The 26,669-nt window shown below is 70.1% G+C and carries 31 protein-coding genes; 17 read left to right on the forward strand and 14 right to left on the reverse strand.

Going from position 1 to position 26,669, the window contains the following annotated elements:
* Window positions 1-114 precede the first annotated feature (114 nt).
* The gene (locus ACFVJS_RS05780) at window positions 115-918 is read left to right on the forward strand and encodes a M57 family metalloprotease (RefSeq protein WP_378877949.1); all 804 of its coding nucleotides are present in this window, start codon (window positions 115-117) and stop codon (window positions 916-918) included.
* Between the two features lie 61 nt (window positions 919-979).
* Here the strand turns inward: ACFVJS_RS05780 and ACFVJS_RS05785 are convergent, their stop codons facing one another.
* Complete coding sequence (locus ACFVJS_RS05785) at window positions 980-2,842, reverse strand: glycoside hydrolase family 3 protein (RefSeq protein ID WP_378877950.1); 1,863 nt, start codon at window positions 2,840-2,842, stop codon at window positions 980-982.
* 264 nt (window positions 2,843-3,106) lie between these two features.
* Here ACFVJS_RS05785 and ACFVJS_RS05790 point away from each other — a divergent pair, with 264 nt between their 5' ends.
* A complete protein-coding gene (locus ACFVJS_RS05790; protein WP_378877951.1) occupies window positions 3,107-4,159 on the forward strand; it encodes a WD40/YVTN/BNR-like repeat-containing protein in 1,053 nt (350 codons plus the stop codon).
* Window positions 4,160-4,167: 8 nt separating this feature from the next.
* Here the strand turns inward: ACFVJS_RS05790 and ACFVJS_RS05795 are convergent, their stop codons facing one another.
* Genes ACFVJS_RS05795 through ACFVJS_RS05810 form a run of 4 tightly spaced genes read right to left on the reverse strand, consistent with a single transcriptional unit; the run spans window position 4,168 to window position 8,074 of the window.
* A complete protein-coding gene (locus ACFVJS_RS05795; protein ID WP_378877952.1) occupies window positions 4,168-4,575 on the reverse strand; it encodes a VOC family protein in 408 nt (135 codons plus the stop codon).
* A gap of 40 nt (window positions 4,576-4,615) precedes the next feature.
* Window positions 4,616-6,205, reverse strand: a complete 1,590-nt coding sequence (locus ACFVJS_RS05800) for a PH domain-containing protein (RefSeq protein WP_378877953.1) — start codon at window positions 6,203-6,205, stop codon at window positions 4,616-4,618.
* Window positions 6,202-6,717, reverse strand: a complete 516-nt coding sequence (locus tag ACFVJS_RS05805) for a PH domain-containing protein (RefSeq protein ID WP_378877954.1) — start codon at window positions 6,715-6,717, stop codon at window positions 6,202-6,204. Before ACFVJS_RS05805 ends, ACFVJS_RS05800 begins: the two co-directional genes overlap by 4 nt.
* 28 nt (window positions 6,718-6,745) lie before the next feature.
* A complete protein-coding gene (locus tag ACFVJS_RS05810) occupies window positions 6,746-8,074 on the reverse strand; it encodes a GH1 family beta-glucosidase (RefSeq protein ID WP_378877955.1) in 1,329 nt (442 codons plus the stop codon).
* A gap of 80 nt (window positions 8,075-8,154) precedes the next feature.
* Between ACFVJS_RS05810 and ychF the strand changes: the two genes are divergently transcribed.
* The gene (gene ychF, locus ACFVJS_RS05815) at window positions 8,155-9,228 is read left to right on the forward strand and encodes a redox-regulated ATPase YchF (RefSeq protein WP_378877956.1); all 1,074 of its coding nucleotides are present in this window, start codon (window positions 8,155-8,157) and stop codon (window positions 9,226-9,228) included.
* 51 nt (window positions 9,229-9,279) lie between these two features.
* Window positions 9,280-9,573: a DUF1330 domain-containing protein gene (locus ACFVJS_RS05820; RefSeq protein WP_378877957.1), complete on the forward strand. Its 294-nt coding sequence runs from the start codon at window positions 9,280-9,282 to the stop codon at window positions 9,571-9,573.
* A gap of 77 nt (window positions 9,574-9,650) precedes the next feature.
* On the opposite strand, the gene ACFVJS_RS05825 is transcribed toward ACFVJS_RS05820, so the two are convergent.
* Window positions 9,651-10,400 (reverse strand): hypothetical protein, encoded by a 750-nt coding sequence (locus ACFVJS_RS05825; RefSeq protein WP_378877958.1) that lies wholly within the window; start codon window positions 10,398-10,400, stop codon window positions 9,651-9,653.
* A 275-nt stretch (window positions 10,401-10,675) separates the two neighbouring features.
* Here ACFVJS_RS05825 and ACFVJS_RS05830 point away from each other — a divergent pair, with 275 nt between their 5' ends.
* Complete coding sequence (locus ACFVJS_RS05830) at window positions 10,676-11,254, forward strand: helix-turn-helix domain-containing protein (RefSeq protein WP_378877959.1); 579 nt, start codon at window positions 10,676-10,678, stop codon at window positions 11,252-11,254.
* 157 nt (window positions 11,255-11,411) lie between these two features.
* Here the strand turns inward: ACFVJS_RS05830 and ACFVJS_RS05835 are convergent, their stop codons facing one another.
* Window positions 11,412-11,540, reverse strand: a complete 129-nt coding sequence (locus tag ACFVJS_RS05835; protein WP_378877960.1) for a hypothetical protein — start codon at window positions 11,538-11,540, stop codon at window positions 11,412-11,414.
* 211 nt (window positions 11,541-11,751) lie between these two features.
* On the opposite strand from ACFVJS_RS05835, the gene ACFVJS_RS05840 reads away from it, so the two are divergent.
* Window positions 11,752-12,408 (forward strand): hypothetical protein, encoded by a 657-nt coding sequence (locus tag ACFVJS_RS05840; protein ID WP_378877961.1) that lies wholly within the window; start codon window positions 11,752-11,754, stop codon window positions 12,406-12,408.
* Window positions 12,409-12,729: 321 nt separating this feature from the next.
* Here ACFVJS_RS05840 and ACFVJS_RS05845 read toward each other — a convergent pair whose 3' ends face one another.
* Window positions 12,730-13,398, reverse strand: coding sequence for an ArsR/SmtB family transcription factor (locus tag ACFVJS_RS05845; protein WP_378877962.1), 669 nt, complete (start codon window positions 13,396-13,398; stop codon window positions 12,730-12,732).
* A 127-nt stretch (window positions 13,399-13,525) separates the two neighbouring features.
* On the opposite strand from ACFVJS_RS05845, the gene ACFVJS_RS05850 reads away from it, so the two are divergent.
* The 3 genes from ACFVJS_RS05850 (at window position 13,526) to ACFVJS_RS05860 (ending at window position 16,993) form a co-directional block, all read left to right on the forward strand.
* Entirely contained in the window at window positions 13,526-14,299 is a 774-nt protein-coding gene (locus tag ACFVJS_RS05850) for a methyltransferase domain-containing protein (protein ID WP_378877963.1), read from the forward strand.
* Between the two features lie 100 nt (window positions 14,300-14,399).
* Window positions 14,400-15,743 carry a rhodanese-like domain-containing protein gene (locus tag ACFVJS_RS05855; protein WP_378877964.1) on the forward strand — a complete coding sequence of 448 codons (1,344 nt, stop codon included), beginning with the start codon at window positions 14,400-14,402 and terminating at the stop codon, window positions 15,741-15,743.
* Window positions 15,740-16,993: an MFS transporter gene (locus ACFVJS_RS05860; RefSeq protein WP_378877965.1), complete on the forward strand. Its 1,254-nt coding sequence runs from the start codon at window positions 15,740-15,742 to the stop codon at window positions 16,991-16,993. Before ACFVJS_RS05855 ends, ACFVJS_RS05860 begins: the two co-directional genes overlap by 4 nt.
* A gap of 39 nt (window positions 16,994-17,032) precedes the next feature.
* Here the strand turns inward: ACFVJS_RS05860 and ACFVJS_RS05865 are convergent, their stop codons facing one another.
* Window positions 17,033-17,383, reverse strand: coding sequence for a nuclear transport factor 2 family protein (locus tag ACFVJS_RS05865; protein WP_378877966.1), 351 nt, complete (start codon window positions 17,381-17,383; stop codon window positions 17,033-17,035).
* Between the two features lie 114 nt (window positions 17,384-17,497).
* On the opposite strand from ACFVJS_RS05865, the gene ACFVJS_RS05870 reads away from it, so the two are divergent.
* A complete protein-coding gene (locus ACFVJS_RS05870) occupies window positions 17,498-18,286 on the forward strand; it encodes a helix-turn-helix domain-containing protein (protein ID WP_378877967.1) in 789 nt (262 codons plus the stop codon).
* Here ACFVJS_RS05870 and ACFVJS_RS05875 read toward each other — a convergent pair.
* Window positions 18,276-18,728, reverse strand: coding sequence for an Lrp/AsnC family transcriptional regulator (locus tag ACFVJS_RS05875; RefSeq protein WP_378877968.1), 453 nt, complete (start codon window positions 18,726-18,728; stop codon window positions 18,276-18,278). The two genes, ACFVJS_RS05870 and ACFVJS_RS05875, sit on opposite strands and share 11 nt — an antisense overlap.
* Before the next feature lie 63 nt (window positions 18,729-18,791).
* Between ACFVJS_RS05875 and ACFVJS_RS05880 the strand changes: the two genes are divergently transcribed.
* The 4 genes from ACFVJS_RS05880 (at window position 18,792) to ACFVJS_RS05895 (ending at window position 20,959) form a co-directional block, all read left to right on the forward strand.
* Window positions 18,792-19,520, forward strand: a complete 729-nt coding sequence (locus tag ACFVJS_RS05880; protein WP_378877969.1) for an AzlC family ABC transporter permease — start codon at window positions 18,792-18,794, stop codon at window positions 19,518-19,520.
* Entirely contained in the window at window positions 19,513-19,842 is a 330-nt protein-coding gene (locus tag ACFVJS_RS05885) for a branched-chain amino acid transporter permease (protein WP_378877970.1), read from the forward strand. The genes ACFVJS_RS05880 and ACFVJS_RS05885 overlap by 8 nt, the downstream gene beginning before the upstream one ends.
* Before the next feature lie 52 nt (window positions 19,843-19,894).
* Entirely contained in the window at window positions 19,895-20,293 is a 399-nt protein-coding gene (locus ACFVJS_RS05890) for a low affinity iron permease family protein (protein WP_378877971.1), read from the forward strand.
* 225 nt (window positions 20,294-20,518) lie between these two features.
* Window positions 20,519-20,959, forward strand: coding sequence for a YkvA family protein (locus ACFVJS_RS05895; protein WP_378877972.1), 441 nt, complete (start codon window positions 20,519-20,521; stop codon window positions 20,957-20,959).
* Here ACFVJS_RS05895 and ACFVJS_RS05900 read toward each other — a convergent pair.
* On the reverse strand, window positions 20,934-21,068 hold the full coding sequence (locus ACFVJS_RS05900) for a hypothetical protein (RefSeq protein ID WP_378877973.1): 135 nt from the start codon (window positions 21,066-21,068) through the stop codon (window positions 20,934-20,936). The two genes, ACFVJS_RS05895 and ACFVJS_RS05900, sit on opposite strands and share 26 nt — an antisense overlap.
* A 55-nt stretch (window positions 21,069-21,123) precedes the next feature.
* Here ACFVJS_RS05900 and ACFVJS_RS05905 point away from each other — a divergent pair, with 55 nt between their 5' ends.
* Genes ACFVJS_RS05905 through ACFVJS_RS05915 form a run of 3 tightly spaced genes read left to right on the forward strand, consistent with a single transcriptional unit; the run spans window position 21,124 to window position 23,496 of the window.
* Complete coding sequence (locus ACFVJS_RS05905) at window positions 21,124-21,354, forward strand: helix-turn-helix transcriptional regulator (protein ID WP_378877974.1); 231 nt, start codon at window positions 21,124-21,126, stop codon at window positions 21,352-21,354.
* Between the two features lie 44 nt (window positions 21,355-21,398).
* Window positions 21,399-22,586, forward strand: coding sequence for a winged helix DNA-binding domain-containing protein (locus ACFVJS_RS05910; protein WP_378877975.1), 1,188 nt, complete (start codon window positions 21,399-21,401; stop codon window positions 22,584-22,586).
* A 37-nt stretch (window positions 22,587-22,623) separates the two neighbouring features.
* Window positions 22,624-23,496 carry a carbohydrate kinase family protein gene (locus tag ACFVJS_RS05915; RefSeq protein ID WP_378877976.1) on the forward strand — a complete coding sequence of 291 codons (873 nt, stop codon included), beginning with the start codon at window positions 22,624-22,626 and terminating at the stop codon, window positions 23,494-23,496.
* A 25-nt stretch (window positions 23,497-23,521) separates the two neighbouring features.
* Here the strand turns inward: ACFVJS_RS05915 and ACFVJS_RS05920 are convergent, their stop codons facing one another.
* The 3 genes from ACFVJS_RS05920 to ACFVJS_RS05930 form a co-directional block, all read right to left on the reverse strand.
* Complete coding sequence (locus ACFVJS_RS05920; RefSeq protein WP_378877977.1) at window positions 23,522-24,751, reverse strand: MFS transporter; 1,230 nt, start codon at window positions 24,749-24,751, stop codon at window positions 23,522-23,524.
* Between the two features lie 74 nt (window positions 24,752-24,825).
* Window positions 24,826-25,569 carry an IclR family transcriptional regulator gene (locus tag ACFVJS_RS05925; RefSeq protein WP_378877978.1) on the reverse strand — a complete coding sequence of 248 codons (744 nt, stop codon included), beginning with the start codon at window positions 25,567-25,569 and terminating at the stop codon, window positions 24,826-24,828.
* 90 nt (window positions 25,570-25,659) lie between these two features.
* Complete coding sequence (locus ACFVJS_RS05930; protein ID WP_378877979.1) at window positions 25,660-26,640, reverse strand: DUF5829 family protein; 981 nt, start codon at window positions 26,638-26,640, stop codon at window positions 25,660-25,662.
* Between the last annotated feature and the right edge of the window lie 29 nt (window positions 26,641-26,669).

The raw sequence follows: 26,669 nt of genomic DNA on the forward strand, positions 1-26,669 counted from the left end.
GTACTCGGCCGCACGAGTTACAGCGCTGTCGAAGAGCAGGAGGCCGAACTGCTCGCCAGTCTTCTCGCGCACCGTGTCGCGGGCGGCCGTTCACAAATCCAGGAGGAAAGAGCTATGCGAGTTCGTATTCCCATGATGATCGCCGCGGCTGCGGGTGCCGCAGCGCTGACTGCGTCGATGGTTCCCGCATTCGCCGAGGAGGCCCCGAGCTATCAGGAGTTCGAGGCGTCAACCTACGTCGACGTCGATGGTCAGTACATCGTCAACGGCGACGAGGTCGTGTCCAACCAGGGTGACCTGCACAAGTTCTACGAGTCGATGGTCTCGACGCCGAAGCACGTCCCCGAGGACGGCCTCATCGTCAACACGATCAGCGGCAAGGACGACAAGTGGTCGGCCTCCCAGGCTCTCAACCTGACCTACTGTGTCTCGGACAAGTTCGGCAGCAACAAGGCCGCCATCGTCACCGCGATGGCGCAGGGCGAGGGGCTGTGGGAGGCGGCGAGCTCGGCGGTCGAGTTCATCTACGTCCCCAGCCAGGACGCCTCGTGCAACACCCGCAACTCCAACGTGCTGTTCTCGGTCGAGCCGGTGAACACCACGCAGTACATCGCCCGGGCGTTCTTCCCGTCGACGTCGAAGCGCTCGCGCAACGTGCTCATCGACGACTCGATCTTCTCGGCTGGCAACTGGGAGCCGGGTGACATCCTCGCCCACGAGCTCGGGCACACCCTCGGGTTCCGTCACGAGCACACCCGCCCGGAGGCGGCGACCTGCTTCGAGGACAACAACTGGCGTGCGCTGACTCCGTACGACTCGTCCTCGATCATGCACTACCCGCAGTGCAACGGCGGCTCGGAGGACCTGGAGTTCCAGGCCTCCGACGCGGCCGGGGTCCGGGCGCTGTACGGCTCCTGATCGCCTAGCGGCACAGAGGCGGCCCTCCCGGTTTTCCGAGAGGGCCGCCTTCGTGCGTTGCCTAGTAGGACAGTCCGTGACCGAGCGGGAAGAGATCGGGGATCTCCACCGGAAGCTTGCCGCTCGGGTCGACCTCGCCGTGGAGCACCCGCACCAGCGACTCGAGCTGGTGGGAGGTGTAACCGTAGGTGTCGAGCACCGTGGTCGCCTCGGGGAAGGACGTGACGTCGTAGGGGTTGCGCATCGCGGTCACGATCACCGGGGTGTCGGTGGCCAGCAGGGCCTTGACCAGCTTGGTCTGCGCCACGGATGCCGCCGTGGGCTGGCCGGTCGCCGGGTTGATCTGCCAGGCGTTGTTGGTCGGCACGACCACCAGGTCCTTGCCCTCGGCCGCTGCCACGGCGGCCTCGATCTGCGCGTCGGTGGGGGTGGTGCCCGACTGCAGCACCTGGGTCGTCGCTCCGCGCTTCTGGAACCCGGTCGCGATGCCGGCGGTCGTGTCGACGCCCCAGCCCGCGACCAGGACGTCCTTGGGGCCGGCGGTCAGCGGCAACAGACCGTCGTCGTTCTTCACCAGCGTGGTGGTGCGGTCGGAGATCGCCTGGGCGTCGGCCTTGTGCACCGGGTTGGCGAAGACCGCCGGAGCGGCGGCCGGGTCGACGTAGGGGCTCTCGAAGATCTTGTTGTCGAGCTTGTGCTTCAGGATCCGGTAGACGGACTCGTCGAGCCGCTGGCGGGAGATGGTGCCGTCCTTGACGGCACCGAGGACCGCGGCGTACGCGGTGTCCATCTGCGGCGGGATGAGCAGCTGGTCGGCGCCGGCGAGGAAGGCCTCGACCGAGGCGACGTCGGGCGGGTAGGTCCCGCTGGCGCCCTGCATGTCAAGAGCATCCGTGACGATCAGACCGTCGAAGCCCATCTCCTCGCGGAGCAGGCCGGTCAGGATCGGCTCGGACATGGTGGCCGGCTCGCCGCTCGGGTCGATCGCGGGCACGGTCACGTGGGCCGTCATGATCGCGTCGATCCCGGCGTCGATCGCCGCCTCGAAGGGCGGCAGGTCGATCTGCTCGAGCTGCTCGCGGGTGTGGGTGACCTCCGGCAGGCCGTAGTGGCTGTCGGTTCCGGTGTCGCCGTGGCCCGGAAAGTGCTTGGCGATCGAGGAGAGGCCGCCCTTGTCGAAGCCGCCCACCTCGGCGGCCACGATGTCGGAGACCGCGGCGGGGTCGGCCCCGGCGCTGCGGATGCCGATGACCGGGTTGTTGGGGTTGAGGTTGACGTCGGCGACGGGCGCGTAGTCCTGGGTGACGCCGACGGCGGCCAGCTCGGTGCCGATCACCTCGGCCGACCGGGACGCGTCCGCGGTCGAGCCGCCGGCGCCGAGCGCCATCTGCCCGGGCATCTGGGTCGCGCCGCTGGCCGGACCGAAACGGGCCACGAGCGCGCCGCCCTCCTGGTCGACCGCGATGTTGAGCGGGATCTTGGGCCGCTGCTGCAGCGCGGCGCTCTGGAGGCCGTTGGAGAGCCTCGCCACCTGGGCCGCGTCACCGATGTTGTCGGGGCCGCGGGTGGTGAAGTAGATGACTCCGCCGGGCTGGTATTTCGCGATCGCCTGTGCCGGGGTGTCCACGCCGTAGAGCTTCTGGTTGCCGGCCTTCGCCGCGTCGCTGACGTTGTTGGCGTCGCGTCCGTAGACCTCGATCACGAAGAGCTGGCCGACCTTCTGCTGCAGCGACATGTGGCGCATCAGCGAGACGATCTGGCGGTGCTGCGGCGAGGCCATGTCCGTGGCGGTCTGCCCGGCGGTCGTCCTGGGCGGGTCGGGCTCCACGGCGTGGGTTGCTGCGTACGGCATCGCAACCGCCACCGCGGCGGCCAGCCCCGCAGCCGCCAGTCTTCCACCTCTGGTCAGTGTCGTTCTGCTCATGACAACCTCGCCATCTGCACCGCTGCTGTGCGGCACGGCGACTCACTCTAGGCGCTACCAACCGGTCACGGAAGAAAATTGCCCACTCCGCGCAAGAGGACACGCCGAATCGGTTGTTGTGGCGACCGAAACGGTCGCCATGGCGGACGAAGCTCGACTTTCGTCGCCCACATCTGCAGATTCGCCTGCCGCAACTGCCGATTCGGCGGATGAATTTGCTCGATCGGTGGACAGATCGACGTCGCCGGGCCAGGGTGAACCTTCGTGCGCATCGTTGTCGGAGCCGCAGCGGCGGCCACCCTTGCCCTCACCACCCTCACCTTGGCGCCGGCGGCGCAGGCCGTGCCGCCAGGAGGTGCGTACGACTGGACGTCGGTGAACGTCGAGACGACGCAGGGCTTCCGGGCGCTGGACGCCGTCGATGCGGAGACCGCGTGGGTCGGCGGGGACCGCGGGGGAGTGTTCCGTACGACGGACGGCGGTGACACCTGGGATCAGGTCTCGCCGCCGGGATCCGAGGGGCTGCTCTTCCGTGACGTCGAGGCCCGTTCGGCGGACGAAGCGGTGGTGCTCTCGATCGGTGAGGGCGAGGCGAGCCGGATCTACAAGACCGTCGACGGCGGCGCGACCTGGACCGAGACGTTCCGTTCCGCGGAGCCGACGGCGTTCTACAACTGCGTCGACTTCTGGCCCGGCGGCAAGCGGGGCATCGCGATGAGCGACCCGGTCGGCGGCGAGTGGCGGATCATCACCACGGCCGACGGCGGCGACACCTGGGAGATCGCGGACACGAGCGGGCTCGAGGCGCCGGGCGAGTTCGGCTACTCGGCGAGCGGGACCTGTCTGGTCACCGCCGGTGCCCGCGACGCCTGGATCGGCGGTGGTGGTGCCGCAGCGTCGATCTACGTCACCCACGACGGCGGTCGCTCCTGGTCGTCGGCCGACTCGACGATCGCGACCGGTGAGGCCGCCGGCGTCTTCGGCCTCGGCTTCCGCAACCCCCGGCAGGGGATCGCGGTCGGAGGGGACTTCGGTTTCGAGGACGACGGTGTCGACCGCGCCGCCTACTCCACCGACGGCGGCCGCACCTGGACCAACTCCACCTCTGACCTGGGCGGATACCGCGAGGCGGTGGACTGGATCGGCGGCCGCACCGCGATCGCGGTCGGCCCCAACGGCAGCGACATCAGCCACGACAACGGCCGTTCCTGGAAGCCGTTCGGCGCGACCCAGACCCGCTTCCACACCGTCGACTGTGTCGGCGGCGTCTGCTGGGCCGCCGGAGCCGGCGGGCGGGTCGGGGTGCTCGGCCGCTGACGGTCAGGTCAGATCGTGAGGCCGATGGTCATCGGGCCGCTCGGCGTCATCTCGAGGTCACCGCGCTCGATGCAGAACTCGTTGCCCTCGGGGTCACGGAGCGCGACGAAGCCGCTCCCGTCCTCCTTACGGTGATCGCCGAAGACGGTGGCGCCGAGCGAGAGCGCCCGCTCGACCAGCTCGTCGCGGGTGGTGTCCTCCGGCTTGATGTCGATGTGGACCCGGTTCTTGGCCGACTTCGCCTCGGGCACGGGGACGAAGAGGAACATCAGCTCTTTCGACGGGAAGCTCTTGGCGACGACGACCTCGGGGTCCTCGTCGTAGAACAGGTGCCAGCCGGTGACCGCCGACCAGAACTCCGCGAGCTTGCGGGGGTCGGCACAGTCGAAGGTGAGATGGCGGATCTGGATCGTCATGGGCGGATCATCCTCCGAAGCCGTTCGTAGTTCGAACGGGTTATTCGACGAACCCCGAGACCGTACGCGGCGTGGCCGCCGTCGCGAGCGCGACGGCGGTCTCGAGCGGCACGTCCGGGATGTCGACGTGCTCCTGCCCGGCCGCGGTCATCGCGGTGACCTGGGCGAGCCCGATGCGGCGGTCGAAGAAGGTCTGCCGGACCCGCCAGCCGATGATGCCGTCGGTCTGAAGGGCGGTGCGTACGGCGGTGTAGGAGCCGGAGCGGACCACCAGGTAGCGGTCGGTGAGGGCGTGGCCGAGGTGGCGGTGACGCAGCTCGGCGCCGAACACGCAGAGGACGAGGGCGACCACCATGACGACGACGGGAACCCACCAGAGCCAGGTGTCACCGAAGGTCCCGATCAGCACCGTCGGGACGAGCGCGACCAGCGTCCAGATCACGGTGGCGACGGCCGCGCGGAACCGGTAGCGCCGGCGCGGCCTCGGACCGTGACCGGTGAGCTCCGCCGAGAACGCGTCCTCGCCGAGGATGTCGGTGCCGACGGCCGACACGACGGACTCCGGCGCCGTCGGCAGGACCGCGGGGAAGTTGTCGTCGAGCCCGGTCGTCAGCAGGTTGAGATCGGCACCCCCGGCCAGCCCGATCAGCGGGCCGACGGTGGAGCTGGCGCCGCGGACCTTCGCCTCCTCCACCGTCGTCGCGCGGGTGCTGGTCAGGCCGAAGCTGCGCCGCAGCGTGGTGCCCTCGCGGCCCTGCTCACGCACGACCTGGAGGTCCCACCAGCGCACCGCGTAGCCCACGCACGACCCGACCGCCCACACCACGACCGCGGCGACCAGGGCGATCGGGATGGCGATGATCAGCATCTGCAGGAAGGAGTCGATCGGCGCGCCGTTGATCTCGCCGTCGTCGACCCGGATCCCGATCGTCCGCTCCCACGGGATGATGTCGGAGAACGCGCCGAAGAACGCGGCCAGACCGCCGAGCGCGATCGCGAGGTTCTTGAGGTTCAGCGGGGCGTACTTGATCCAGGACCAGTCGAGCTTCGCGATGACCTCGCCGCCGGGGTCTGCACGAAGTGGCCCCGGGCTGGTCGCGATCTTCGCTGAGGCATCGCTGCCGGAAGCCTCCGCCGACACGGCGTCCGTGGGTGATGCGGGCGCGGCGTGGAGCAGCTCACGCCGGAGCCGGGCAGCGGCGTCCTTGGTCAGCGAGTCGAGCGTGATCTGGCCGTCGTCGACCCCGGTGCCGACGTTGACCTTGGTGACTCCCAGGGCGCGGTGGATGAGTGTCGAGCTGAGGTCGACGCTGCGCACCCGGTCGAGCCGCGCGGTGAGGGTGGTGCGGTTGAGCAGCCCCTTGCGTACCTCCAGATGCATCGGTGTCACCCGGTAGGTCGTGGTCAGCCACGGGACCAGGCCTGCCAGTGCCGCGACGACCGCGATGCCGACCGCGACGAGCAGACCGATGAGCACGTTCGCCTGACCGGCACCGAACGCGCCGACCGCGGCCGGGATGACCGCCTGGCGCAGCGTCGAGAGCGGGCTGACGATCGCGGTCCAGCCGGCCAGCCGCTGCCACTCCGCGTCCGGGATCTCCGGGATCTCGGGGATCTCAGGTGTGCTCACGTCGCGTCCTCGGGCGTCGCGGCGGTGATCGCGACCAGCTTCGCGACGACCTCGAGCGCGAGCGCGTCATCGAGGCAGGCGATCGAGACGGTGCCTGCCGAGGAGGCCGTGGAGACCTTGACCGTACGCAGCCCGAACTGCCGCATCAGCGGCCCCTGCGTCGAGTCCACCGTCTGCACCCGGGACAGCGGCACGATCTCGTCGACGACGGTGAGCCACCCGTGGCGTACGTAGACGGCGATGTCGGTCACCTCCCACCGGTGGATCCGGAACCGGATCGACGGCACGAAGGTCAGCCCGGGCACCGGCGCGAGGACGAAGAGCACCGCGGCGAGCCAGAGGATCCAGGTCCAGAAGCCCTCCGGCACCAAGACCGCCGCAATCACCGCGCCGACCGCGAGGGCCAGCCAGACCACCGCGCCGATCGCCTCCGCCGTACGCCAGTAGGCCGGTGCTCGTTCGGAGACCTGATGGGCGGGTTCGCGCAGTCGCTGTGGTGCGTCGGCATTCACGGGCGCGAGCCTATTGCGTCCTGTCCCTTTACCGTCTGGATTTGTGCTCGGCGATTACGGACGCGTACCACTCGAACGAGTCCCGCGGTGTGCGCGCCAGGGTGTCGTAGTCGACGTGCACCAGCCCGAACCGCTGGGTGTAGCCCTCGGCCCACTCGAAGTTGTCCATCAGCGACCAGCAGTAGTAGCCGGCGACGTCGATGCCGTCGGCGACCGCGCGCTCGACCTGGCGCAGGTGGAGGTCGAGGTAGGCGATGCGATCGGCGTCGCCGCCACCGGGGTCGGTGTTGTAGGACGCGCCGTTCTCGGTGACCACGAACGGCGGGTGGCCGGGGTAGCGCTGGTGCAGCGCGGTCAGCAGCTCGTGGAGCCCGTCGGGGACCACCGGCCAGCCGAAGTCGGTGGTCGGGTAGCCGGTGATCGGCGGTTGCGCGATCGGGTTCTCGGAGCCCGCGGGAGCCGCGGCCGCCGCGGTCGGGTTGTAGTAGTTGAGCCCGTAGAAGTCGAGCGGCGTGCCGATCACGTCCAGATCGCCGTCCTGCACCGGGAACAGCGCGGCGAGATCGTCCGGGTAGCGACCGAGCAGCACCGGGTCGGCGAAGGAGTGGTTCCACAGGGTGTCCAGCAGCCCGGCGGTCGCCACGTCCGCCTCCGACTCGGTCGCGGGCCAGACCGGCATGTGGTTGGTGGCCGTGCCGATGCTGCGCGCACCCGCGGCGCGCAGCGCCTGGACCGCCAGCCCGTGCCCGAGCAGCAGGTGGTGACCGGCCGGCAGGGCATCGAAGACCAGCGTCTGGCCAGGGGCATGGATGCCCAGCGCGTGCCCGAAGACGGTCACCACGTTCGGCTCGTTCACCGGGCACCAGTGGGCCACGCGGTCGGCGAGCCGATCGCCGATCACCGCCGCGTACTCTCCGAACCGCTGGGCCGTCTTCCGGCTAAGCCAGCCGCCGTGGGCGTCCTGCAGCACCTGCGGAGTGTCCCAATGGAACAGCGTCGCCATCGGTGCGATGCCGCGCTCGAGCAGACCGTCGACGAGGCGGTCGTAGAAGTCGAGGCCCTTCGGGTTGATCCCGCCCGAACCGGTCGGCAGCACCCGCGACCAGGAGATCGAGAAGCGGTACGCATCCAGCCCGAGCCGCTCCATCAGGGCCAGGTCCTCGTCGAGCCGGTGATAGTGGTCGCACGCCACCGCTCCGCTGCTCTGGTCGACGATCCGTCCCGGCTCGGCGCAGAAGGTGTCCCACACCGACGGACCCCGGCCGTCCTCGTCGGCCGCCCCCTCGATCTGATAGGCGGCGGTGCTGGCGCCGAACTGGAAGCCGGTCGGGAGGCTGGTGCCGGGAAGCTCGCTCACGCGACCACAGTGTGCCCGCCCGACCGGGGTCTCGTCCGCGTTTCGGCCGCGGTCGGCGTACGACTCTAGGATTGTCGATCGTGGCACTCACCATCGGCATCGTGGGACTTCCCAACGCGGGCAAGTCGACCCTCTTCAACGCTCTGACCAAGAACGACGTCCTCGCGGCGAACTACCCGTTCGCCACCATCGAGCCCAACGTCGGTGTCGTCGGGGTGCCCGACGAGCGGCTGGCCGAGCTGGCGAAGATCTACGGGTCCCAGAAGGTGCTGCCGGCCACCGTGCAGTTCGTCGACATCGCCGGCATCGTGCGCGGTGCCTCGCAGGGTGAGGGTCTGGGCAACAAGTTCCTCTCCCACATCCGCGAGTCCGACGCGATCTGCCAGGTCACCCGGGTCTTCCGCGACGACGACGTGACCCACGTCGACGGCAAGGTCGAGCCCGCCAACGACATCTCCACGATCCAGACCGAGCTGATCCTCGCCGACCTGGAGACGGTCGAGAAGGCGATCCCGCGGCTGGAGAAGGAGTCGCGCAAGCAGCCCGACCTGAAGGCCAACCTCGCCGCCGCACAGGAGGCCAAGGAGGCCCTCGAGGCCGGCACCCCGATCATCGCCACGAAGATCGACCGCGACCTGATCCGCGACCTGATGCTGCTCACCGCGAAGCCCTACATCTTCGTCTTCAACTGCGACTCCGACGAGCTCGCCGACGAGGCCCTCAAGGACTCGATGCGCGAGCTGGTCGCCCCCGCCGAGGCGATCTTCCTGGACGCCAAGTTCGAGTCCGAGCTCGTCGAGCTCGACGAGGACGAGGCTCGCGAGTTCCTGGCCGACGCCGGCGTCGAGGAGCCCGGCCTCGACATCCTCGCCCGCGTCGGCTTCGACACCCTCGGCCTGCAGACCTACCTCACCGCCGGACCCAAGGAGGTCCGTGCGTGGGAGATCCCCAAGGGCGCCACCGCCCCCGAGGCCGCCGGTGTCATCCACACCGACTTCCAGAAGGGCTTCATCAAGGCCGAGATCGTCTCCTACGACGACCTCATCGCCGCCGGCTCCGTCGCCAAGGCCCGTGACCTCGGCAAGGTCCGCATGGAGGGCAAGGACTACGTCATGGCGGACGGCGACGTGGTGGAGTTCCGCTTCAACGTCTGACCGACGGCCGTCATCGGTCGTCCCTGCACTCACGCCAACACTGGAGGTTCCATGCCCAAGGGCTACTGGGTCAGCGTCTACCGCAGCATCTCGGACCCCGAGAAGCTGGCTGCCTACGGCAAGCTCGCCCCTGCGGCAGTCGAGGCCGGCGGGGGCCGGGTCCTCACTCGTGGCAGTCGGGTCGTGGCGCATGAAGCCGGGGTCGCCGAGCGCACCGTCCTGATCGAGTTCGACAGCTTCGAGCAGGCCGTCGCGACCCATGAGAGTGCGGCCTACCAGGAGGCGCTGGCCGCCCTCTCCGGCGGCGTCGAGCGCGACTTCCGCATCGTCGAAGGCATCGACTGACCGGACCGCCGAGCGTACGGCCGACAGCCACGGCTGAACCCTCCTGCGCCACGTCGCATCGGGCGAGTTGGATCTGCCTACGGTGAGCCGTCGGCCGGTGATGAACCAAGCGCCTCCCTGGCTTCGTCGCTGTCCATGAGGTCGGCCATCGTCGTCGATCCGGTCGATGAGTTCGAGACCGCGCGCACCGCGGCGAGGGCCGTGAGTCGGCCGGTGGCCTCGGACTGTCCGGTGCCGTGGGCTCGCAGGTGCTGCCCGGTGCGGCGGTTGCGGGCCAGGACCTGCCAGTCTGCGCTCCCGATCCGCGGCGCGTGACGGAGCAGCCCGTGCAGCCGCGGCAACCGCCCCACCGCGGCGAGGACAGCGGTCGCGGGGGCGGAGCTCAGCGCGAGGTAGGAGCGGATCGCGAGCCCGCGGTCGGCGCCGAGCAGGACATGGTCGGGGAAGTCCGCGCGGAAGTGGCGACGGGTGCGTCCGTCAGGTCCCTCGGCCTTGGTGCTCGTGACCAGATTCCGCACGGGCCCGTGCTCGGGTGGCCGGTAGATATCGGTCCCGACGAGATCTGCCGTCCAGGCCACCGCCGCGGGTCCGTGCTTCTCGCCGGAGCCGAGCATGACGAGGACATCGACATCGTCGCCAGGACGGCTGTCGAGCTCCGCAGCGAGAATCGTGCTGAGGCCAGGGGCCAGGCCCGCGCCGAGTACGACCGAGCCCGATGACGCCGCCCGAAGCGCATCCAGATAGGCACCTGTCGCGGAGATCTCGACCAGCGGCGTTCCGCCGACGGCGACGCCGAAGTCGGATCGTTCGATCCCGGACGCGTTCACGACCACATCGTGCGTGCCGGCGAGCCTGGTCAATGCCGTGAGATCTCCACGCAGATCGACCGCGGTATCGCCGCTGGCTGTCCGGCTCGCCGCCGTCACGGTGTGTCCGGCTCGGCTGAGTTCGCGGCGAACCACGGTCCCGACCGCGCCGCGTGCTCCCAGCAGAAGTGTCCTCACCAGATGACCTCGCTTCCGTTCCTGTTCCGTGTTCGACACATCCTCCGGGTGAGGCTCCACTGAGGCGAGGGAACTTGCAGATCCTGCAAACTGGCGGCATGGAAGCGGATGTAGCGGCGATCATCGATGCCATCGGACCGAGGCTGCGGGCGCTACGGACCGCACGCAGGCTGACCCTGGCCGCGGTCTCCGAGCGGACGGGACTGTCGGTGAGCGCTCTGTCCCGACTCGAGACCGGCCGCCGCCAACCGACACTGGATCTGCTCATCCCTCTGGCCGAGGCGTACCGCGCGTCGCTGGATCGGATCGTCGGGGCGCCTGCGACCGGCGACCCGCGAACGCACCTCGAGCCATATCGTCATCCGAGCGGTGGCCTGGCGGTTCCGCTGACCCGGTATCCCGGTCGGATCCAGGTCTTCAAGCACGTGCTCGGACCGCGCGAGCCCAGGCTCGTCTCTCACGAGGGCCACGCGTGGCTGTACGTCCTCGCCGGCACGCTCCGTCTCCTCCTCGGCGACGACGAGCACGTGCTCGCTCCGGGGGAGACCGCCGAGTTCGACCCGATGACGCCGCATTGGTTCGGGCCCGCCGACGCGGATGGTGCTGTCGAGGTCCTGCACCTGTTCGGGCCCCGTGGCGACGCGGCCGTTCCACGGGTGAAGCAGCAGGCAGGATGAACCTCAGCGCCACGTGGGCCGACACCGCACCCGAGAGCAGCAGTTCGGCCCGTGCCGGGGTGGAGACACGAGCACCGATTCGAGTCGACGGGACGCATGGCTGAGGGATGCCCTCCGGTGCCCTGGTCTACTTCCTCATCGCGTTCCTTCGTCATCGTCAGGGGTCTGGACCCGTGGTCGCCGGGTCGCCGGCGATCGTGGAGACCGAGACGACGTTGCGACGGGTCGATGAGGCGTACGCCCGGGCCTGGGCCGAAGCGCGTACGGCCGCCGACGATGACCTCATCGACGCGCTAGACGAGGCAGGACTCGGGCCGAGCTGGACGGAACCGGGCCGACCCCGGGCCGATCTGTTGCTCGCCATCTGGCGCGCGGGCGCTACCCCGCGGTCCGCCGCGAGACAGCTTCGCGAAGTGCTCCGCGCTCGGTCCGGGCGTGCCAGCGCGTAGTGCGCTGAGGTGCTTGACCCGGGCGGAAACCAGGAGAACTCTGGAGGGATGACCAGCCGTGCCGTCGATGAGTCCCGTTCGCTGCTGACGCTCGGCCGGGTGGACTCGGTGCGAGTCCAGGTCGGCTATCGGGCCAGCCCGGACCGGCGGGTGGATCGCCATTACCTGCTCGACCTGTCGGTCCCGGAGCCGGAGGGTGAGGACGTCCTCGAGGAGAGCGCTATCCTCGCCGCACTGGAGCCGGTCCTGTACGCCGGGACCGACGCACGGCGGCACTACTCGCTGCACCAGCACCGATGGCACACCAGCTGGGGCGCGAGCCCGGGTGCCCTGGAGATCGGCCTGCTGGTGGACACCGGGCCCCGGACCACGGCCCTCTCGGAGGCGTCGTACGACGGCGTGACCCGCGCCTTCCGCGACGTGATGGCGGTGGTCGGTCAGCCGGACCTGACGCCGACCTCGCGGGAGTCGGCGGTCCAGCGCTCCCGAAGCGCGGCCGCCACGGCGTACGCCGTGGACCCGGACACGCTGTCGCTCCGCGCGGAGGAGCACCACCCGGCAGACGACTCCTGGACGATCACGCTGCGCTCCACCGCGGGGGACGAGTACGACGTGGTGGTCGGCTTTGTCGGGGGCTACGCGGGTTCTGTGTCGGTGCGGGACGCACATCGGATCGAGGCGTCCGACTCCATCGGTCCTGAGTGACCTGGCGCTATGAGGCCGAGTTGGCGACTCAGGTGTCGAGCGGGAAACGTACGTCGGTGAGCTCCTCGGACACGGACCGCAGCCGCTGCTGGACGACTTCCTGAGCAGGTGGCTCGACGAGCTGGGGGAGGAGCTGGCCGCCGGCATCGAGACAGCGGCCTCGCCGGAGGTACGCGCGCCGGCCACCTGCCCGAGGTGGGCGCCGGCGCTCAGACGTTCTGCATGACGAGCCCGACCTCGGCGTGCTGGAACCGGACCGTGCGGGATGCCCTGCGGACCTCCCGCGATGTCGCCCTCATGGGCGTGCTGCCGCGCTCCTGATCAGTGCCGGAGCGCTGCGACCGGGAGGCGAGCTGCGGCCCACTCGGGATAGCCGTCCTCGAGCCTGAGCGCGTCGCGCCCGGCCGCCTGAAGGGTGCGGACGGCGTCGTCGGCGTAGACGCAGTAGGGCCCGCGGCAGTAGGCGACGACGGTGGCGCCGTCCGGCAGCTCGGCCAGGCGGCTACGGAGCTCCGCGGTCGGGATGGAGAGAGCGCCGCGGATGTGGCCGGCGTCGTATTCGGGACGAGGGCGGACGTCGAGCACGACCACGTCGCCGGCGCGGAGGCGCGTGCGCAGCTCGTCCCGGGTGATCGTGCTGAGCTCGTCGCGGTTGCCGAGATAGGCGCCGGCGACGCGGTCGAGCTCTGCGACGTGCTGGGCTGCGGTCTCGCGCAAGGTCTGCCACAACGCGAGGACCGTCGGGCTGGCGAGCGAGTAGAAGATCCGGTTGCCGTCGCGACGCGAGGTCACGAGCCCGGCACGCAGCAGTCGTTGCAGGTGCTGGGAGGTGTTGGCGATGGACTGCCTGATCTCGCCGGCCAGGTCCTCGACCGGGCGCTCTCCCTGGGCCAGGACGTCGACCAGCTCGGCGCGGCGCCCGTTGGCGAGGGCTTTGGCTGCCTCGGCGAGCGTGTCGTAGAGCGCGTCCTTGGCCTTGCGGTCACCCATGATCGCCTCCTCGTGCCTCGCGCGCCGGGCGCCGTGCGTCGACCAAGTATTCAAGGTTTTTCTTGACAAGACAAGGCGGCAGGCGTTCCATCTATTCAAGAGATAGATTGAATAGGAGGTGGTCGACATGGCTGTCGACACCCAGGAGCTGGAGGCGAAGGTCCAGCAGATGTACCGGGAGGTCGCGTTGCATCCCGACGCGGGCTTCCACTTCGAGCTGGGGCGAGGCTTGGCCGAGTCCGTCGGCTACGACCCCGCCCGGCTCGACCTCGTGCCCGTCGACGCGGTCGCGTCCTTCGCCGGCGTCGGACACTTCTTCGACCTGGCCGATCCGCGACCGGGGGAGACCCTCCTCGACCTCGGCAGCGGGTCCGGCATGGACGTCTTCTACGCCGCCACGCTGGTCGGTGCGGCCGGACAGGTGATCGGTGTCGACTTCACCCGCGAGCAGCTGGCCAAGGCACGTCGTCTCGCCGCCGGTCACGGCACCGCCGCAACCGTCGAGTTCCGGGAGGGGCGGCTCGACGATCTCCCGGTCGACGACGCCTCCGTCGACTGCGTGATCTCCAACGGCGTGATCAACCTCTGCCCCGACAAGGCCCTGGTCTTCGCCGAGGCCGCCCGGGTGCTCCGACCGGAAGGGCGGCTGGCGCTCGCCGACATCGTCACCGACGTACCGCTCGCGGAAGGCATCGTGTGCAACGCCGACCTCTGGGCTGCCTGCATCGGTGGCGCCGCCCAGGTCGACGACTACGTCGCCGCGATCGAGAAGTCCGGTCTCGTCGTCGAGGTGATGCGCCGCAACCGCTACGGCTTCCTGTCAGCAGGAGCCCAGGGCGCCGAGAAGACGTACGGCGTCAGGAGCGTCTCGCTCCTGGCCCACAAGCCGGTGCAGCCGTGAACCCGCTGACGCGCCGGCACGAGCTCCGCGCCCTGCTCATGGCACTCGGAGCGCTGTCGAGGGATGATCGACGGCGGAGCGTCCATCGAGGAGGTCCGCCGTGATCCATGACCTCGTGACCGCCGTGCCTGATCGCGGGCTCGGCAACAACGCCTACCTGGTCGATCTCGGCGACGGCGCGGCGCTGGCCGTGGATGCCAGCCGCGACCTGCGGGCTCTGCGCGCCGAGGCCGGCCGTCGCGGACTGCGGATCACCCACGCCGCTGACACCCACCTGCACGCCGACTTCCTCTCGGGAGCCGTCCAGCTCGCCGCCGACGAGGGCGCCCAGGTGCTCGCCTCGAGGGCAGGCAGGCGAACGTTCGAGCACACCGCGCTCGAGGACGAGCAGGAGATCGTCTTGAACGACGGGTTGATCCTGCGGGCACTCGCCACGCCGGGACACACCGACGAACACCTGTCCTTCGCCCTGCTCGAGGGTGATCGGGCACTCGGCGTCTTCAGCGGTGGTTCTCTCATCGTGGGGTCGGCGGCCCGTGTCGACCTGGTCGACCCCGCGCGCACCGAGTCCCTGGCGCGGGCACAGTTCCGCTCCGTGCGCCGGATTGCCTCGCTCGGCCGCGACGCGGCGCTGTGGCCCACCCACGGTGGAGGCTCGTTCTGCTCGGCAGCGGCCAGGGCCACGTCGACGAGCACCATCGGCGAGGAGCTGGCCACCAATCCGCTGCTCGACCTCGACGAGGAAGGATTCGTACGCGCGCTCCTGGACTCGCACGGAACCTACCCGACCTACTTCGGGCGCCTGGGTGAGCGCAATCGTCACGGGCCGGCCGTCCTCGGCGGCCGACCGGCGCTCGAGGCGCTTCCCCCGTCGGTCGTGGCGGGCGGGCAGCGGGCTGGTGCCGTTCTCGTCGACGTACGCCCGATCGCGGCCTTCGCGGCTGCGCATCCTCGGGATGCGCTGTCGATCCCGTTGCGCGGCGCCTTCGCGAGCTGGCTGGGTTGGCTGGCGCCGCACGACCGGCCGCTCATCGTCCTGCGGGACGAGGATCAGGATCCCGACGAGATCCTCTGGCAGGCGCTGAAGATCGGCTACGAGAACATCGCCGGTGAGGTCTCCGGCGGCCTCGCGGCATGGGTGGCTGCCGGGCTCCAGACAGTCACCCTCCCGTTGGTCGACGGTGTCCGTGTGAGCGCCCAGCGCGTGCTCGATGTCCGTCAGAAAAGTGAGTACGCCGCCGGACATGTGGCCGGCGCCCTGCACCTCGAGCTCGGGGCCGTCGACGAGGCGGCCGCGGCGCTCGCAGACGTGCCCACCCTGGTGATGTGCGGCCACGGCGAACGTGCCATGAGCGCAGCGAGCATCCTGCAACGGCACGGCTTCACACAGCTGACGGTCTTGGACGGTGGCCCCGAGTCCGTGGTGACGGAGACCGCCGAGTGAGCGGCGATCTCGGCACGGCGCCCCGGCTCGGGCTGCGCGCCAACATGGCGCAGTTCTCGCTGCTCGTCGTCGTCAACGCACTCGTCGGGGGGATGCTCGGCCAGGAGCGCACGGTCCTCCCGCTGCTGGCCGAGGACGTGTTCGGGCTCGCCTCCTACACCGCCGCGCTGACCTACATCCTCGCCTTCGGCCTGGCGAAGGCCGCGACCAACTACCTCGCCGGCGTCTGGTCCGAGCGTCACGGGCGTAAGCCGGTCCTGGTCGCGGGGTGGCTGGTCGCACTGCCGGTTCCGCTCCTGCTGATCTGGGCGCCGAGCTGGTGGGTCGTCGTCGGCGCCAACGTCCTGCTCGGCATCAGCCAGGGCCTGACCTGGTCGACCACCGTGATCATGAAGATCGACCTCGTCGGTCCCGGCCGGCGCGGTCTCGCGCTGGGCATCAACGAGTCGGCCGGCTACCTCGCCGTCGCGGTCACCGCGCTGCTGACGGGCAGGATCGCCGCAGAGGCCGGACTCCGGCCCGAGCCCTTCCTGGTCGGCGTCGCGTACGCAGCTCTCGGGCTCGGGCTCTCGACCGTGGCCGTCCGCGAGACCCGGGGTCACGCCGACCACGAAGCCGGACAGGGGCAGCGGACCGCGAGCCCGATGAGCGACCGCGAGGTGCTGGTCCGTACGTCGCTGCGCGACCCTGCCCTGTCCTCGGCCAGTCAGGCGGGGCTGGTCAACAACCTCAACGACGGTCTTGCCTGGGGACTGTTCGCGGTTCTGTTCGCATCCGCCGGGCTCGACATCGCTCAGGTGGGCCTGCTCGTCGCGGCCTACCCGGCGGTGTGGGGTGTCGGCCAGCTGGCCACCGGTGCCGTCTCGGACCGCTGGGGCCGGAAGCCGCTCATCGTCGGGGGCATGCTGCTCCAGGCCGCCGCGTTGGCGGTCGTCGCGGCGGTCGGCTCGGCGGGGTGGTGGCTCGCCGCGGCGGTGCTGCTCGGCGTCGGAACCGCGATGGTCTACCCGACGCTCCTGGCAGTCATCGGCGATGTCGCCCATCCGTCGTGGCGCGCACGAGCAGTCGGGGTCTACCGGCTGTGGCGGGATCTCGGGTTCGCGGTCGGTGCACTGATGGGCGGTGTCCTTGCCGACCTGTGGGGAGTGCGAGGTGCGGTCTGGGCCGTCGCGGCGGTCACAGCCGCATCAGGGCTGGTGGTCGTGCTGCGGATGCCGGAGACGCACCGGACCGGCGCCGGGCCCTGGTAGCGGGCCCGGCCTCGGCCGGGCCCGTCCCAGGACACGCCCTCAGGCAGGCACCTTGTCCAGGAACCCGCGTACGTCCAGGATCCGCTGGTCCGCGTCGACCACGACGACGTCGAAGCCGATGATGAGCGGCTCCTCGCCGGCCGGCCCCAGCCCCCACTGGAAGCGGGCCTGCTGGTGATGGGCGTCGACCTCGCCGACCTGGGTGAACACGAAGCCGGGGAACTGCGCGTGCACGGCCTGGATGGTCGCCTCGACGGCCTCGCGGCCCTGGACCTCGGCGAGCGGGTCGACGTAGACACAGTCGTCGGACCAGTGCTTGGCGAGCAGGTCGGTGAGCTCCTCGCCGGCGGCGTTCCAGGTGTCCAGGTAGCGCGTCACGATGTCGGTCATGGTGTCTTCCTTCTCTCGATGGGATCGTGGAAGAAGGTTCGCCGCCGGGAGGTGCATCGGTCGATAACCTCGGAGGTCATGGCCGACGGATGCGGGCTTGGCTAGCCTCGGGCCGTGATCTCAACCGCGACGTCACCGTCATCGTCGGTCGGGAGCGAGCTTCGCCGCTGGCGTGAGCTGCGCTCCCTGAGCCAGCTCGCGCTCGCCACCCAGGCCGAGGTGAGCACCCGGCACGTGAGCTACGTCGAGAACGGGCGCTCCCGGCCGACCCCGGAGATGATCGTCCGGCTGGCCGAGGTGCTGCGGGTGCCGATGGCCGAGCAGAACCGGCTCCTGCTCGCCGGAGGGTTCGCCCCTCGCTACCCGCACCGCGCCACCGACGACGCCGCGCTCGCGCCGGTGATGGCCGGCCTTCGCAGTCTGCTCGACGCCCACGCGCCGTACCCGGCCCTGCTTCTCGACGACCACTGGGACATCGTCGATGCCAACGCCCCCGTCGATGCGCTGCTCGAGGGCTGCGACGCCAGCCTGCTCGAGCCTCCGTTGAACGTGATCCGGCTCTGCCTGCATCCGCGCGGCGTCGCCCCGCGCATCCGCAACCTCCCCGTCTGGCGGGCGCACCTGCTTCATCAGCTCGGCCGCCGCATCACCCACACCGGTGGTGACCCGGCGCTGGTCTCGCTCCGGGACGAGGTGACCGCCTACCCCTGCGACGGCGAGCCGTCCGCCCGGCCGCTGGCCGACCCTGTGGTGCCGCTGGAGATCGAGATGGGCGGTGCCGCGCTCCGCTTCTTCAGCGTCGCCAGTCAGATCGAGAGCGCCTCCGACGTCACCCTCAACGGCCTCCATCTGGAGACCTTCGTCCCCGCCGACGACCGGACGCGACAGACCCTCAGCCCTTGACCAGCCGCATCGTCTGGTGCGACAGCACCCGGCTCACCGCGGGCAGCCGTGAGATCGTCCCGAGGATGAGCGCTTCGTACGCCTCCGGGTCGGCGACCTGGACACGCAGGTAGTAGTCGGGCTGACCGAGCATGCGGCGCATCTCGGTGACCTCGGGAATGGCGACCGCGGCGGTCTCGAAGTCCTCGATCGTCTTGCCGTCGTTGACGGCGATGTCGATCGCGACGATGACCTCGAACCCGCGCCCGCCGCTCTTCGGATCGATACGTGCGTGGTAGCCCCTGATCACCCCGTCGGCCTCCAGACGCTGCACGCGGCGCAGGCACGGAGCCGGGGTGAGGCCGACCCGTCGGGCCAGCTCGGCGTTGCTCAGTCGGGCGTCTTCCTCGAGCTCGGCAATGATTGCTCGATCCAGGTCATCGATCGAATGATCATTGCGCACAGCGGCACTTTAGCATCGCCAATGGGCAACCCAAGGAAGCCTGAAACTTCCTACGCTTGCGGCATGCAGGTCATGGAGATGGAGACAGCGTGCCGGGAGCCCGCGGGGACCCGCGAGGAGATCGTCGCCGGCTGGCGGGCCGTGCTGCCCGCCTGCGTCGCGGTGGTGCCGTTGGGGCTGGCCCTCGGTGTGCTCGTGGTGCACTCCGGGCTCGCCTGGTGGTGGGCGCCGGTGCTCGGGGCGATCGTGTTCGCGGGCACCATGGAGTTCCTGCTCGTGGGCTTGATCGCCGTCGCGGCACCCTTGGCGCAGGTGGCCGTCAGCACGCTGCTGGTGAACTTCCGCCACGTCTTCTACGCGATCTCGTTCCCCCTGCACCGGGTGCACGGCGCCGGCTGGAAGGCCTACAGCACCTTCGCCCTCACCGACGAGGCCTACGCGCTCACGGTGACACCCGAGTCGGCCGGATGGTCACGGGCGCGGATCATCGCCATCCAGGCGTTCTTCCACGTGGCCTGGGTGATCTGTGTGGCCGCCGGCGCCGGGCTCGGCTCGCTGATCCCGCCGCAGGTCGTCGGTCTCGAGTTCGCGGTCACCGCGCTGTTCGTGGTGCTCGGGCTCGAGGCGTACAAAGTTCGTCGGTCGTTGCCGATCCCGGCGCTGGCGCTGGGCTGCGCGATCGTTGCCGCGCTGATCTCGCGGGAGAACATGCTGCTGATCGCGATGGGGATGTTCGTCGCGGCGATCGTCGGTTCGTACGTCCTCACCGGCCGGAGGCGCCGCCGTGCCTGATCCCTGGTACGTCCTGTCCGCCATCGCCGTCTCCGCGGCCGTCACCTGGGCGCTCCGCGCGGTCCCGTTCGCCATGCTCGCCCCTCTGCGGCACAGCGTGCTGATGGCCCACGTCGGCGAGCGGATGCCCGTCGGGATGATGGTCATCCTCGCCGTCTACACCCTCCGCGACACCGATCCCGCCGCCGTCACTTCCGCCGGCCCCGCCGTCCTCGCCCTGGCGCTCACGGTCGGCCTGCACCTGTGGCGAGGCAGCATGACGCTGAGCATCTTCGCCGGGACCGCGGCGTACGTCCTGGTCGCCTCGGTCATCGCGGCCTGAGTTCAGGCCGTTTCCCGCGATCCATACGTCGGATCGAGGCTACGGTGACCGCATGACCGTAGAGAACGAGGCCAGGAAATCACGCCAGCGAGGCGACGGGCGCAACAGGTTCGAGCGCTTCGTGGAGGTGGTCACCTCTGTGGTCAGTCATGCGCCGTTCTTCTATGTGATCGTGGGCGTCCTGCTGCTGTGGGCGGTCAGCTTCCCGTTCTGGTCCTCGAGCACCAAGTGGGAACTGGCCGTCCACACCGGCTCATCGGTGCTCTCGCTGCTGTTGCTGGTGCTGCTCCAGAACGCCGGGCGGCGCTCGGAGGAGGCCTCGCACGAGAAGCTCAACGTCATTGCCTCTGCCCTCTCCGACCTCATGGAGTCGCGGGCTCGTGACGACGAGGACCTCACCGAGTCGGTACGCATCCTGCGCGAGGCTGTGGGCTTGGAGGAGCGCCACTGAGGGCTAGTTGATGATTTCGGCGTCGTCGCCCATCGCGGCGAGTCGGTCGCGCCACATCTGCAGGGCCTCCGGCGTCTGGCGCGTCACGGACGGCAAGACCATCATGCTCCTGCGGCGGGACGCCCTCGACGGCCCTTTCGCTGGGGCCTGAGGGGCCACCTCGCCGGGGTGCTGTGATGGAATCAGGGTCGCGGCGCCACAGCGGGGTCGGAGGCGGAGGTGTCCATGACCGGTTCGTTCTGGTGGGATCTGGCGATCGGGATCGCCGCCGCCATGCTGCTCACTTGGATCTGCCTCGTCGTCGCACTGCTCGTTGTCCGCCCGCGCGGTGACCTGCTGCGCGAAGCGCTGCGGATCCTGCCGGACGTGATCCGGCTGCTCCGGCGGCTCGCAGCGGACAAGACGATGCCCCGTGGCGTACGGATCAGGCTGGGGCTGCTGATGGTCTACCTGGCCCTGCCGATCGACCTGGTGCCCGACTTCATCCCGGTGCTGGGCTACGCCGACGACGCGATCATCGTCGCCGCCGCGCTGCGCAGCGTCGTCCGTCGAGCCGGGATCGACGCGGTGCGGGCGCAGTGGCCGGGCACCGAGGACGGCTTCGCGGCGCTGGCGCTGATCGCCGGGCTGGACCGCTCGGTCAGTCGTGGAACCGGGCGCCCTTGACGATGCGGTCGACGGCCTTGCGGGGACCACGGAGGGCGATGCCGACCCCGGTGACCTGATGGCGGCCGAACACTGGCTGCTGACCGTCCGCGACGAGGTGCTCAGGCATCTCGGAAGTCCCGTGCCGACGTCTGCGGGCGCTCCTCGACGACCGGCTGACGGAGTTGTTCACGATCGCCGCGGCCGCCGCCGAGCTCGGCACCCATCCCAGTCATCTGGCCCGGGTGTTCTCGCAGACCTACGGCATCGCTCCGCACAACTACCTCGTCGGCCGCCGCGTCGATCTCGCCCGCCGTTGCTCGTCGACGGCCATCGTCCTGCCGAGGCGGCGGCGCTGGCGGGGTTCCACGACCAGGCTCACCTCACCCGCCACTTCCGTCGCATCCTCGGCGTGACGCCGGCGATCTTCGCGGCGTGAGCCGGACCGTACGCTGGGATGATGGCCGAGCGGTTCGAGCGGGAGAGCGTGGTCGCCTTCCGGCTGGCGTCACATCATCTCGACGTCCGGCTGGGCGAGGGCGACCTCCTCGCGGCCGCGGGACGGTGCGGCATCCAGGACTCGCCACCGGGATCGGCGTTGCTGGCCCTGCATGCGCGGGTGGATGGAGCCGTCGCCGGTACGGTCGCCCGAGCGATCGAGGACAGGAGCATGCTGCTCACCTGGAGCATGCGCGGTGCTCCGTACCTCTTCCCGACTTCCGAGGCCGATGTCTACACGACCGGGGTCCTTCCTCCGGTGGAGACGGCGTTACGGCACTTCGTGCGAGGTGTCGAGCACGCCGTCGACCGACTCGGGCTGAGCCTCACCGAAGCGGTCGACATCGTCGCCGCGGCGACACGTGAGGTCCTGCCGGGGCGACAGCTGGCGATCAACGAGCTCGGCGCCGAGGTGGCTGGGCTGATCACGCCCCGACTGACGGCAGCGCAGCGAGAGGTCTGGGTCGAGGAGGGTCCCTACGCCGAGGGCCAGCCCATCGGTGAGGCCGTCGTGCACTTCTGTGTCCGTGTGCTCGCACTGCGACGGATCGTGTGTCTCGCGACGCGAGCCGGGAACAGGGCGCCGTTCGTCCTGACCGAGGAGTGGCTCGGCCACCCGGTTGAAGAGGCGGACCCCGCGGTGTCGCGCGCCGAGCTGCTCCGGCGCTACCTGCACTGCTACGGGCCGTCCACCCGAGGCGACTTCGCGGCTTGGCTCGGGGTGCAGGCGGGTGACGTCGATCCCTGGTGGGGCTGCCTCGAGGACGAGCTGGTGGAGGTCGACGTCGGCCGGTCGGCATGGGTCTTGGCCACCGACCTCGCCACCCTCCGAACCTCGACCATGCCTTTCGGGGTGCGGCTGCTCCCGCCGCGAGATCCCTACACGCAGTTACGTGATCGGGAGACCATCGTCGACAAGGCGCATCACCGGGACATCTGGAGGACGGCAGGCGACCCTGGAACCGTCCTCGTCGACGGCGACATCGTCGGAACCTGGCGACCACGCAAGCGCGGACGTGAGCTGCGCATCGACCTGACGACCTTCGAGGCGTTGAGCCGAGAGCGGAGGGAGGCGCTCGCCGCAGAGGCGGAGCGTATCGCTCCCCTCCGGAAGGCATCCTCCGTCACCGTCGATTTCGCCACCCATTAGCCGTGCGCGCGGCGAGCTGATGGTGCTGAATAGGCGCATGCCTTCCTCGCCCCGTGTCGTCGTCTGCGGCCCTGCTTCCTGGAACCACCTGATCGAGCTCGACCATCTGCCAGAACCGGTGCCGCACATGCAGTTCGCGCGCGGTTCCTGGCACACGGTCGGTGGCACGTCGGCCGGCAAGGCGCTGCACCTGGCCGGGCTCGGCATCGACGTACGCCTGTGGGCTCCCGTCGGCGACGACGAGGACGGTGAGCGACTGCTGGAGCGGCTCGAGAAGGCCGGAGTCGTCGTGGAGGCGGTCGCCAGCGAGCAGACCGAGCGGCACGTCAACCTCATGGCCGACGGGGGCGGCCGGGTCTCCTTGTACGTCACGACCCCCTCGACCCCGCCCGCGGCGGCGGTCCAGGCCGCCGTGCGTGCGGTCGAGGCGGCGGATCTCGCGGTGATCGACCTGAGCGAGCTGGGCCGGCTGGTGCTCGAGGCCATGCCCTCGCCGCACACCCCGCTGTGGATGGACCTGCACGACTACGACGGCACCTCGGCGTTCCACGAGCCGTTCGTGCGGGCGGCCGCAGGCGTGTTCATGAACGACGACGGCACCGAGGACCCCTGGGGGCTGATGGCCTCGTGCCTCGACCGCGGCCCGCGTCTCGCCGTCTGCACCCTCGGGGCGAAGGGCGCGATCGCGCTCGAGGCGGACGGGACCCGCCACGAGGTGGCAGCCGCGCCGGCCACCGTCGTCGACACCAACGGTGCCGGCGATGCCTTCATGGCCGGGTTCCTCGCTGCGCGGCTGCGTGCGCAGCCGGTGGACGAAGCCCTGCGAGCGGCCGCGGACCAGGCCCGGGTCGCGATCGAGACCGAGCACCTCCACCCGGCGCTCGGTCGCCGGGTGGAGGGCGAGAGGTGATGGCCCTCGTCGACCTGCCGGTGGGCTACTCGGCGACCGCCTCGTCCGGATGCGCCGGGACCGTCAGCAGGGCCAGCAGGGCGATCACCGCTGCGCCGGCGAACGCGTAGAAGCCCCACGGATAGGCGATGCCGGCGGTGAGGAGGGCGCCGCCGAGGAACGGCCCGACGATGGCACCGACCCGGCCGACCCCGGCGGACATCCCGAGTGCCGTGCCGCGGATCCGGGCGGGATAGAGGTGGCTGACGAACGCGTAGACCAGCACCTGCGCGCTGAAGACGAAGATGCCGGCTGCCAGCACCGCCGCGTACACCACGAGGCTGCTCTCCATCTTGATCGACAGCAGCGCCAGCATCACCGCGGCGATGCCGAACCACATCACCACGGTCGGCTTGTTGCCCCTGGCGTCGGAGATCTGGCCGGCGAGGACGAGTCCGATCACGGCACCGACGTTGAGGGTGAGGAGCAGGCCGAGCCCGGCGTTGAGGGAGTAGCCGGCCTCACCCATGATCGTCGGCAGCCAGGTGTTGAGGCCGTAGACCAGCAGCAGCCCGCAGAACGACGCGGCCCACAGTCCCAGGCTGACCCACAGCAGGCGGCCGCGTACGACCTCGGAGGGGCGTACCTTCTCGGTCTCGACCGTCTCCAGATAGATCTGCGACTCCGGCAGCTTCGCCCACATCACCGGGACCGTCAGCAGCCCGGCGATGCCGCCGATCACGAACATCGCCTCCCAGCCCAGGTTCGGGATCACCCACAGGGCGAGCAGCGCGGTGAGCACGGCTCCCACGTGGTAGCCGGTCATCATCCGGGTCATGGCCGTTCCCGAGCGACCCGGGCGGGCGTGCTCGCTCATGAACGCCAGGGCGGTCGGCAGGCAGGCGCCCAGGCCGAGCCCCGCCAGGAAGCGCAGTGCGATGAAGACCGTCGCGTTCGGTGCGAAGGCGACAGCCAAGGTGAGGAGGGAGAACAGGGCGATGCTGCTGATCAGCGTCGTGCGCCGGCCGAACCTGTCGGCGAGCGGACCGATGGCCACCGCGCCGATGCCCACCCCGACCAGACCGACCGTGGCGGCGGTGGTCAGTGAAGCCTCGGTGAACCCGAGTGCTCCGGTCTCGGCCAGGGTGGGGATCACCGCGCCGAGCACGACGAGGTCGTAGCCGTCGAGGGCGACGGCGAGCCAGCAGAGCACGACCGGCCACAGGCTCCGGTCGCCGCCGGTGACGGGGGACGATGTGGTTGGGGACACATTCATGGGAGGAACGTACGCGGCATCGCGCTGTGACCATCCACACAGCTTCCGCTCAGCGGAAGAACTGGCGGAATTCGTCAGAGCCGGCGCCCGATCGACTGTGCGGCCACGCGCACCGCGCCGTACAGCCGCTGCTCGCTTCCCTTCAGCGTCGGGACCACCAGGCCCAGGGACGCGACCACCTCGTCGTGCCGGCGGACCGGGACGGCGATCGAGCAGGCGCCGAGGCTCATCTCCTCGTGGGTGGTGGCGTAGCCCTTGTCGAGCACCTGCCGCAGCTGTCGGCGGAGGGCTCCGGGCTGGGTGATCGTGTAGGGGGTGACCCGCGTGAGTGCGCCGAGCACCGCGTCCTGGACCTCGACCGGAGCGTGGGCGAGGAGAACCTTGCCGACGCCGGTGGTGTGCAGCGGGAGGCGCCCGCCGACCTTGCTGACGACCGGGACGGACTGGTTGCCGCGCAGCCGGTCGAGGTAGACCACCTCGGTCCCTTCGCGTACGGCCAGGTGCACGGTGGCCAGGGTCGCGCCGTAGAGGTCGTGCAGGAACGGCTCGGCGACCTGGCGCAGCCCGGTCTCGGTGGGCGCGAGGTGGCCGACGTCCCAGATCCGCCGGCCGATGACGTAGTCACCCGACGGCAGCCGTTCCAGGGCGCCCCAACGGAAGAGCTCACCCAGGAGCCGGTGCGTCGTGGCGAGCGGAAGGTCCGCTCGGGTGGCGATGTCGCTGAGCGACAACGTCCGGTGCTCCTCGTCGAAGGCGCTGAGGATCGCCAGCGCCCGGCTGGTCACGCTCGTGCCGGTCTGCCGGCTGTTGCCCGCCATCGTCGTCTACCTTCACCCCGTCGGATCCGACGCCATCATCCTCCTGGAAGGGGTCGGCCGGGAACGCCGCCCCGACGGGAAGCGACGACGTCAGCCGCCGAAGGCAGGGTGGAGCGGCTTCCCGGACTCTTGGGACCGGGCGGCGGAAGCGGCCTCGATCGGGTCGAAGGTCCACAGCGCGTACGCCCCCGGCCCGACGTGCAGCGTCGAGTTGCCGATGGTCTCGGTGTGCGGCTCCTCGGCCGGCTCGTTGAGGGCGAGGATGATGTGGCGTACGCCTGCCTCCTCCGCCGGCACCGGGAGCAGGCGGATCGTGGTCATGCCGTCGAAGGCGAGGACGCCACCGTCCCTCAGGACGCGGATCGTGATCCCGGCGGCGCGCCACAGCGGGACCATCTTCTCGATGTCGGCCTCGGTGGTGGCGATCTGGATGCCGATGACGTCGCGCATCTGGTGGTCGAGGTAGCGGTCGCGGTTGTAGCGGTCGCGGCTGACGTCGCCCTCGTAGGCGGGAGGCGGGAAGGAGAGCCGCGGGTCGCTGAGGAACTCGTCGCGATACTCCATCGCCCAGGAGAAGAAGGTGTCGTAGGTCGAGGTCGTGTAGGTGACGTCGAACCACGGGATCGGCTTGCCGTCGCCGAGATCGGTCACCTGGGTGAACTCGACCGGGTCGACGCCGAGCTTGCGCAGGTTGTCGGTCGCGACGGCCAGGTCGCCGTCGTCGTCCGCAGAGACGGCGAGCCCGGTGTCACCGGCGACCGCGTCGGGCGCGTCACCCGGCCCGAAGAACTCCAGGTAGGTCTCCTTGCCGAGCAGGTAGCGACCGGTCCAGGTCGAGGTGCCGTCGTTGCCGGTGCTGATCCGGCGGTCGGCGAACTGGCCCAGATACTCGGAGTGCTCGATCGCGTCGGCGGTCTCCCGGTCGACCATCGCCCATGCGTGGTTGAACGCGAGGAGTGGCTCCTGACGCTTCTCCTCGGCGTGAGCCGGGGCGATCGAGGTGCCCGAGGTGATGACGAGTGAGGCGATCGCAGCCGCGACGAAGCCCGAGATTCTCCATGGAGTCCGCATGGGTCCCAGTCTCTGCGACCGGGGCGTTC

The sequence above is a fragment of the Nocardioides sp. NPDC057772 genome (assembly GCF_042798075.1).
In the GTDB taxonomy this organism is placed as follows: domain Bacteria; phylum Actinomycetota; class Actinomycetes; order Propionibacteriales; family Nocardioidaceae; genus Nocardioides.